The organism is Thermocladium sp. ECH_B (assembly GCA_001516585.1).
In the GTDB taxonomy this organism is placed as follows: Archaea; Thermoproteota; Thermoprotei; order Thermoproteales; family Thermocladiaceae; genus Thermocladium.
The window spans coordinates 1-8,038 of the sequence record LOBW01000078.1; the positions used below are offsets into that span (position 1 = coordinate 1).

Below are 8,038 nucleotides of genomic sequence, written 5' to 3' on the forward strand. Positions count from 1 at the left end.
CGGCTCCTAGAAGGAACGAGGTCCTCATGCTTCGTGATGGATAATGTTTAAAAAATGGTCGTTGCATTTCTGTGTTTGGGACCCGTAGCTCAGCATGGAATCAGAGCGGCGGCCTCCTAAGCCGTAGGTCGTGGGTTCAAATCCCACCGGGTCCGCCAACTCCATAGTCATCTGAGCATCTTCATCATGATAAAACGAACGGCAAACTCACCCTTTAGGGCGCGGGGTAAAAGCTTGAAAAGGAGGATTATTTCCCTTTAATGTCCTTCCCCGGTCAATTTTTAGAGAATGGGGAGCAGGAGCCGACTTCTCCCGCAATACCGGGAGGAGGATCCACGACGCGAAGGCCGAGTAGCGCCCGTAATGGGGCGTAACCCCCAAGACCTCGGGGAGCCCTTTAGGGCCCGGGGAGGAGGTCAGTAATCGCATTCTTGCCTCCACTTAAACCCTGAACTTCGCATTACTGCATAATAGTGCTAATTATGGGTAGAGGCCCGGAAGATGCCGTTAGGCTTGGCCGTTCTGTCCTATTCATAGATAGTGGAGCTTCCTGCATGTATTTCAGTGGAAATATATTAATATAGGTTAATTATTTATCTCTTCATGGCATCGTTTAAGGGATACGTGATAAGCAAGACGCTTATGCCCGATCCATTGGGTAATAAGCTCATAAAGATAGATATAGTGGAGGAGAGGGAGAATCCCGGCCCCATTGTGGCTGGTGGTGATGAGTCCGCAATGATGGCTCGCGAAGTTATGAACATGATGCAGCAAGTACTGAAGTCGATGCCGCTGCTTAATCAAGCATTGGGCAATAAGGTGCTTATTCCGCGCATAACTATTTGGTTAACCGATGATGAGATAGAGTATTTCGGAGGAAAACTCGATGTTGGCGATTATGTGGAAGTGACTCTTCAGAATGGCGTAATAGGAATAAAGAGAATATAATGATTAACCATTCACTAATGCATCGAAGGTTTCCTTAAATTTATCATACCACTCGCGCGGGGATCGCTCGATCCAATCCTTAGCCCCCAACTCCCTGGCCATGCTCATAACCATGTCGCTGGTTCTCTTGCTTTCCCAATACATTGGCATCGCTCCCGCCCTACGTGAGTATTCAGCGAATTCACGGTACAGGGAGGCAGCGAATTTCTCTATATTGATATTAATCCCCACCAAGCCATATGCCTCCTCAATTACCGGCTCAAGCCATCCCCTATGAAATCTGCATGCCCCAGCATTATCTATGGCTAGCTCCATTAATGCCCTGGAGTACACGGACTTAGCGAACTCGCCTGGATCCATGAATGTTGGATTATAATTGGTCCAATACCTGCCAAGCATATATACTGGAGCCACCATGCCGGGTGCCCAATAATAGTTAGGAGTCATGTAGTACCTGCTCCCAAGAGGGACATAAACCGCATAATCGTTCAATTTTCGTTCAATCGCCGCTTGTCGTAATCCAATCAATCCAATCCTGCCCAGTAATCCCTCTCCCTTCACCATTGCCTTGACTCCCTCCAGCGCCAATGCAGCATTTGACTCACTGCTAGATACGTCATAACTTGATGGGTCGATCACTGGCCTCCCGCTTAATCCAGCCTCGCTGGGATCTATGAGCCCCCGCTCCACAGCCTCAAACGCTAAGCCTAAGTCATATCCCACCTCTATGGAGTCGAAGCCATAATTATCCACCTCATCGGCGACCTTAACTGCATCGCCTAATGTGAACACGCCTATATAGGGACCCACTGCATTAAGCGGTTCATAATCTATCTTCTTGCCGCGCCAAACTTTCTTACATACAACGGAGCAAGGCTCGCCGCAATTATACCAACTCCTTGACTTAATGAATGCTTCTTCCTGGAATGGTTTCCAGAAATATTGAATTGCAGCATCGGCCCACTTCTTTCGCTCCTCTAGGGACAGGTATATTGATTGAAAATTAAACATTGGTATCAATTCCCTGTAATGCACGTAATTAACTCCAAAGGTGCCGCCTGTGCCGAGCTGCGGATCAAACCTATACTTTATCGTCTTCTCACTCAACGTTGCTATATATGGTTTCCCCATCTTCCTCATAAATACTTGATCCACTTCATTAATTCGAGGCCCGCTTACCTCGGAGTCTCCTCCAATTAACATGACAGCCACATTATGGCCCTGGAGCAGCGTTGACCCGCCTCCACCCCTAGCGGCGAAGTCCTCGGCCCCCGGCTTGAAGCTTTTCTTGCCGTAATCCACATCATAGCTCGCTATGGCGCCCATTACGGTTGTTGCCGCTGCTGGTCCAGTAATTATCGGCCTAGCCCTGTGAAGCGATATGAAGTCCCAATAAGTATCCAGTAGGAATTGTTTTGCGGCCTCGATTCCGGTGTGCCCGCCATAGTTCCATAACCTATCTAGTGCAGTCTCATTAACCTCCACCGAGAGCTTCCCCATCCTGCTTCCTATTAGTATTATGGTGGGGTTCCTGAATTTGCCGATTATCGTTATGCCATTGATGCCCGACTTCATGAATCTATATCCAGCTCCGCCCATTGCTGAAACATGGATCGTGCCCGTCTGTGGGCTTCGGAAAACCGTTATGGCCCTGTGAACGCCCATTAGGTTTCCCCCAACTAGTCTTCCCCACCCAATTAGGAATGGTATTTCTGGGTCAAGTGGCTTCATTCTCCAAGTCTCTAATCTATTATTGAGGTCAATGACGGCATCAAGCGGTCCAATCCAATTCCCCTCCTCTATTCGCCACTTTGATTGGTTTGCATCGATCACCAATAACCTATATTTCATTAGGTTCACTATATTTATCGTATTGATAAGGTTTTTTGTGTGATCATTACTTTTAGTGTACTCGATAATACCCAGATAATAATGAGTTATACCATAATGCTTATTTATACCTGAGTAATCTAGGTAACTATGTCCCTACTCAAACCAACTCAAAGAAACGTGATAACCTGTAATTCAAGTGATCCATTGAGAATCGTGGCGGAGAAAATGAGCAAAAACAATATTGGAAGCGTAGTAGTTACCGAGAACGGCAAGGTAGTTGGTATATTCACCGAGAGGGACCTAGTCAAGGTAGTGGCTGAAGGCATCTCTCTCGACACGCCGGTGGGCCAGGTAGCATCTAAGAACTTAGTTACAGCTAGAAAGGGCGAATCAATCCTATCAATAGGCATGAAAATGATAGAGCACCAAATAAGGCATATACCAGTCATCGATGATGATGGGAAGGTCGTGGGCATATTATCCATACGGGACGTATTAAGGCAACTAACAGCGGAATCAGCATACCCATAGAAAAACGTCCCACTTGCTCTCCTTGTAGCCCTAAAGGACGAGAACTCCCGAGGTCTAGAGGATTACATTACTTAATCGATGCTGCCCGCCACTTCCCTTGATAATTAGAGCGGCAAGTCCCGCCTTTTTAGGCGGGTTGGAGCTGGGGTTTAGCTTGGTGTTGGTTAGTAGTTCTTCCCCGGCTAACTCGGGGAACCATTGCCGATCACGGCGACAATGTTAGGAAGGAGTAGCGCCCACAAAGGGGTATAACCCCAAAGGCCCCGAAACCCCCTCAAGGCGGGGAGGAGGTCAGATTTTGTCACTGCTTTAGGGGATCCGTAAAAATTAAAGGGCAGCCATAGGGCATGCAATATTAAGTGATGAAACCTGGCATGAATGATTGGTGAATTCGTTAGAGTTAGCTGAGAAGTTACATCAATGTCCTCTATAAAATGAACTACAATTCTCGCCCTTTAGGGCGGAGAGGAGATCAGTATAGGCTGCCATAATCATCATAGATTAGCGTCTATGTAGTTACATTTTTAAAGGGAGCCGCATCATGCCGGCATATGCGCATTAAGGTACTTAACATTAAGAGAGGCGATAACTACTTGGAGGCAGTAATAGAGGGAGAGGATCATACGCTCTTTGCTCCCCTCCTCAATTACCTCCTTAAGCAGAAGGGAGTTGAGTATGCGATGTACGACATGGATCACCCATTAACTAGGAGAATAACGTTAAAGATAAGGACNATCAATCGCCCCCCCATGGATGTGCTTAACGAGGCTGTGGCCAGCATGCTTATCGACATAGACTCATTAAAGGAGCAATTAATGAATGAGTTGGGTGGTTCATAATGAAGATCAGAAGAGTAAGGCCCCTCGAAGTGATCGTGGAGCCGGATCCAGCCGCTTGCCTAATATCAATAACCAGCAGGGATTCATCAACGAGGGGGCGAAGAACGCAATGGGGAACATATCTTCTCGATGATTATATAGAGATAGATGATGCCCAAATAGCAATAATAAAGTAATGCATTCCCTATTTGCTGTGGTTTTTGGTTATGGTATAAGTGTTACCGCTGAGTGGACACGCAATTAATTCAATTCCAGAGAAACCCCACAACAGTGTTTCTCTACATTAACACACGCGCAGCATTTTTCTCGTATTGCATCGTTCTCTTCTCATGGAGAAGGGAGAAATTGCGCCGGACTTTGAGGCCGAGTCTACCCTTGGAAAAATAAGGTTATCAAGCCTCAAGGGAAGACGTGTGGTTCTCTATTTCTACCCTAAATCATTCACAAGCGGCTGCACAAGCGAGTTAAAGAGATTCGTGGAATTATATGATGAGTTCAAGAAAATCAATGCGGAGATTATTGGAGTTAGCGTTGATAAAATAGATACTCAACTAAAGTTTGCGCAGAAGTATGGAGCCAAGTTTCCATTGGTCTCTGATGCGGATAAATCCATTTCCAAGGCGTACGGCGTATTAAGGGGCTCCACGGCTCAACGCGTCACGTTTGTCATAGATGAGTCTGGAAAGATAATTGAAATATTAAGGGGACTTAAGGATGCCAAGGAACACGCAGATAAAGCCTTAGCCATATTAAAGGGATGAGCGGTCGCATCCTCCTCATATTCTATTGATGAAAATGAGGGATCCAATTATGATCTTGGATCTTGAGGATTATCGACATTAGGGTTTCGTTACGGAGCCGATGATCCCCCTAAGAGGTCGAGCCTCTTAGCTAAGTGCGTTAAATTAGTAAGGGAAGGGTTTTTAACGAGGGCGTTTCTTGGTTTTCTATAGAGTTGATGCCGATGATTTCAGTTCCAGGCGAAGAGTTAGGCGTCGAGGAGGAGTATGTGCCGGGCGATTTCACGGATCTGGATGGAAATGGCGCCATAGTCTCCACTGTGATTGGTGTGCCCAATTATGATGTGAAGGCCCATGAGGTTAAGGTTAATCCAATAAAGCCGAGGCTTCTCCAGCAGGGTTCAATAGTTTACGGTAGGGTTGTGTCCTCCACTGATAAAGTGGCTGTCGTGAGGATAGTGGCTGTGCTTGATAAGGGTAAGATAAATAGAATAAACGCCACCGGCTTCATATATATAGTTCATGCTGGGGATAATAGGTTAAACACGGTTTATGATGCGGTGGGGATAGGCGACTTCATTAAGGCAAGGGTTATTTCGCATGGACCACCATATCACCTAAGCATTAGGGGGCTGGGGCTTGGGGTGGTCGAGGCTCGTTGCCCCCATTGCCGTGCAATATTGAAGTTCAAGGGCACCCGAGCCTACTGTCCCAATTGTGGCGTCAGCGTTCGAAAGAAGGTAGCCCTGGAGTAGATGGTACTGATGAGCGGCAATAGGCGCGTAGTTCTGAAGTTTCGGAACGCGAGGGAAGCCGTGGATTTCGTGGATCTATTGACGCGTAGGGTAAAGATGGGCGAGTTAATCATAAGCGTCAGATCCAACACGGTTGAGCTGCGCATTAGGGGGGATAAGGAGTCGAGCGATATAATGCTTGCCGAGGCATTGAAGATATATGGAGTATTTAAGGCTAGGAACGGCGGTTCCATGGATCTCTCCGTCTTGATTTCCATGGCTCAACCCACTCACTCGGTTCCATTTGATGTAGTTACTGCGATACTTAATGAGGAGGGATACTACTCTGAACTGAGTGGAATCAGGCTTAGAACCCAGGCACCGCTTGATGAAGTGATAAATGTGATTCGCTCGGTGGCATTCATGTATGCGTCAATGGCTAATTTAAGCATAACGCAGAACGCTAAGAAAATAATAGCGACTCATTCTCGCATAAATGGTCTAGACATTGCTAAAACCATGCAAGTCCTCTCATCAATGGGGATACTTAGGGAATATAGAAACGGAGAATCAACAGTGATAACGGCATCCACATCATTCGAGGAATACATCAATTCAATAACGCGGCTAAATCAAAGGACTAAATTAGGATAGGAAAAATTAGTGAGCTACTCCATCCTTAAGGGGTTTCCCGTTTCCTTGCCCCGCCTTGCCCGTAGTTGTGAACCACGGGTAGTGGGTGGAGCTCCACGGGCACCACGGGCGGCACCCACCCCGCACGCCTCAAATGATTAAGCGAATTATAATCCCTATCAGCCCTCCAACCACACCTGGGACACTCAAAAACCCCATCACTCAACGTTAAGTCCTTTACATATCCACACTTGGCGCATGCCTTCGAGGAGTCCCTCGGATCCACTAGGATGAACCCCTTCCCATACTTCTCCACTTGATACTCCACGATGCTCCTAAGCTCGTGAATGGCGACGTCGTGAAGCTTCAACCTCCTCCCAGATTTACCAATGAGTTGCTTAACGGAGATATCCTCCATAACCACGACGTCATAATGCTCGGCGAAGTATTTGCCCAACTTCATGTACAAGTACCTCCTCAGATCCGCCAAATGCTCATAAGCCCTCGCCAGCTCCATCTTAGCCCTAAACCAATTATGGGAGAGATACCTCTTCCTTGATAGCTCCTTGTGGAGCCTCCTCACCTTGTTTAGGGGTAACGGGTTTCCCCGTGACTCCGGTGAAGCCCAAGGGCTGAGAATTGGATACAAATTCATGAAAATTCAATGAAGCCCAAACCCCCCTCGCCCTCGCCGCCAGGCTCAGGCGGCCGGCATGCGAGGCGTGGGACATCATAGAGGAGCTCTACTACCGCGTCAAAAGGGGCTATCTAAGACTCACGGGAAAAGAGACAGAAGACCTCGAGCTCAAATTAAACCTTCCCAAAGGACACCTAGATGGAGTAATAGCCGCCGGACGCGAGCTGGTAAAAGAAGTGAAACCGTTAGAGGATGTTGTAGGGCTACTTGAAGGTTCCTTCGAAAAGGGGGAGATTCCCGGAAAGGCGGTCAGTAAGATCGCCTCCATGCGGCACCAGCTCAACCTACTTAGACGGTCTCGTCACTGTACCCTAGAGCGTTTGTAAAATATGAAAAATCCTTAACAAGATTTGTAACAGTAGTTCTGGAATCTTCCCCCAAAATATCGCCCTATAATTGAGACGAAAACTAAAAACTGCAATTTATTAACCCTACCCTCAGAAGCTCCTCAAGCAAAGGAAAAGAATACCTCTCTCATGACGACATCCACAAGTCCTTCGGCCATGCCTTTGATTGCCGCGGATACTGCAAGGCTATCAGGATTGTTAAGTCTGTCCTCCAGGACCTTTACTAAGTATCCTGCCTTGACCTCGCACCTATCGGGTTTCCTTAAGGTTTTCTTTACGGTAAAATAGGCCATGATCTTGTACTTCCCATACGGCTCGTCAATCACTTCTACTCCATCAACACGTACGTACTCTTGAGGGAATTGGAAGGACTGCTCCCAACGGACATTAACGGTGCATCCTTTACTTTCTAAGACTCTCGCTATAACATCTGCCACCTCCTCCACGGAAGAGCACGCAACCTCTATCCAAAACCTCATAATAGTACCTAATATTCCAATTATATAAATCTTGAACCCGCAATAAGTCCCTAGACAGAAGGAGGGTGACTTTATAAATTTAAACTAGAGTTATTAAAGATGGACAACGTGAACAACGAGGTCAGGTTGGTACTCACTCCGCACATGGACGATGAAGTCATCGGCATGGGCGGAAACATCGCTAACCTCGTTAAGTCAGGCTATCAAGTCGTTGTCGTTTACCTCACTGACGGAGCCGCGGCATACGAAGAAGAGGT

The 8,038-nt window shown here is 47.0% G+C and carries 9 protein-coding genes and 1 tRNA gene; 7 read left to right on the forward strand and 3 right to left on the reverse strand.

Annotated elements, in window-relative coordinates; genetic code table 11:
* Positions 1-78 precede the first annotated feature (78 nt).
* Positions 79-158: transfer RNA gene (locus AT710_08320), tRNA-Arg, on the forward strand.
* A gap of 445 nt (positions 159-603) precedes the next feature.
* Complete coding sequence (locus AT710_08325) at positions 604-948, forward strand: hypothetical protein (protein ID KUO90751.1); 345 nt, start codon at positions 604-606, stop codon at positions 946-948.
* 3 nt (positions 949-951) lie between these two features.
* On the opposite strand, the gene AT710_08330 is transcribed toward AT710_08325, so the two are convergent.
* Positions 952-2,799: a hypothetical protein gene (locus AT710_08330; protein ID KUO90759.1), complete on the reverse strand. Its 1,848-nt coding sequence runs from the start codon at positions 2,797-2,799 to the stop codon at positions 952-954.
* Between the two features lie 129 nt (positions 2,800-2,928).
* On the opposite strand from AT710_08330, the gene AT710_08335 reads away from it, so the two are divergent.
* The 5 genes from AT710_08335 to AT710_08355 all read left to right on the forward strand — a co-directional run bounded on the left by AT710_08335 (position 2,929) and on the right by AT710_08355 (position 6,279).
* Entirely contained in the window at positions 2,929-3,312 is a 384-nt protein-coding gene (locus tag AT710_08335; protein ID KUO90752.1) for a histidine kinase, read from the forward strand.
* A gap of 551 nt (positions 3,313-3,863) precedes the next feature.
* On the forward strand, positions 3,864-4,151 hold the full coding sequence (locus AT710_08340) for a DNA-directed RNA polymerase subunit L (GenBank protein ID KUO90753.1): 288 nt from the start codon (positions 3,864-3,866) through the stop codon (positions 4,149-4,151).
* A gap of 329 nt (positions 4,152-4,480) precedes the next feature.
* Positions 4,481-4,912: an alkyl hydroperoxide reductase gene (locus AT710_08345; GenBank protein KUO90754.1), complete on the forward strand. Its 432-nt coding sequence runs from the start codon at positions 4,481-4,483 to the stop codon at positions 4,910-4,912.
* Positions 4,913-5,109: 197 nt separating this feature from the next.
* The gene (locus AT710_08350; protein KUO90755.1) at positions 5,110-5,646 is read left to right on the forward strand and encodes a hypothetical protein; all 537 of its coding nucleotides are present in this window, start codon (positions 5,110-5,112) and stop codon (positions 5,644-5,646) included.
* A complete protein-coding gene (locus tag AT710_08355; protein ID KUO90756.1) occupies positions 5,647-6,279 on the forward strand; it encodes a hypothetical protein in 633 nt (210 codons plus the stop codon). It abuts the gene before it with no gap.
* Positions 6,280-6,304: 25 nt separating this feature from the next.
* Here the strand turns inward: AT710_08355 and AT710_08360 are convergent, their stop codons facing one another.
* A complete protein-coding gene (locus tag AT710_08360; protein ID KUO90757.1) occupies positions 6,305-6,913 on the reverse strand; it encodes a hypothetical protein in 609 nt (202 codons plus the stop codon).
* 490 nt (positions 6,914-7,403) lie between these two features.
* Entirely contained in the window at positions 7,404-7,781 is a 378-nt protein-coding gene (locus tag AT710_08365; protein KUO90758.1) for a hypothetical protein, read from the reverse strand.
* Positions 7,782-8,038 lie beyond the last annotated feature (257 nt).

Bases quoted from the DNA above. Each gene is read 5' to 3' on its own strand.
- AT710_08330 (KUO90759.1), bottom strand. From the start codon at position 2,799: ATGAAATATAGGTTATTGGTGATCGATGCAAACCAATCAAAGTGGCGA.
- AT710_08350 (KUO90755.1), top strand. From the start codon at position 5,110: ATGCCGATGATTTCAGTTCCAGGCGAAGAGTTAGGCGTCGAGGAGGAG.
- AT710_08355 (KUO90756.1), top strand. From the start codon at position 5,647: ATGGTACTGATGAGCGGCAATAGGCGCGTAGTTCTGAAGTTTCGGAAC.
- AT710_08360 (KUO90757.1), bottom strand. From the start codon at position 6,913: ATGAATTTGTATCCAATTCTCAGCCCTTGGGCTTCACCGGAGTCACGG.
- AT710_08325 (KUO90751.1), top strand. From the start codon at position 604: ATGGCATCGTTTAAGGGATACGTGATAAGCAAGACGCTTATGCCCGAT.
- AT710_08345 (KUO90754.1), top strand. From the start codon at position 4,481: ATGGAGAAGGGAGAAATTGCGCCGGACTTTGAGGCCGAGTCTACCCTT.
- AT710_08335 (KUO90752.1), top strand. From the start codon at position 2,929: ATGTCCCTACTCAAACCAACTCAAAGAAACGTGATAACCTGTAATTCA.
- AT710_08365 (KUO90758.1), bottom strand. From the start codon at position 7,781: ATGAGGTTTTGGATAGAGGTTGCGTGCTCTTCCGTGGAGGAGGTGGCA.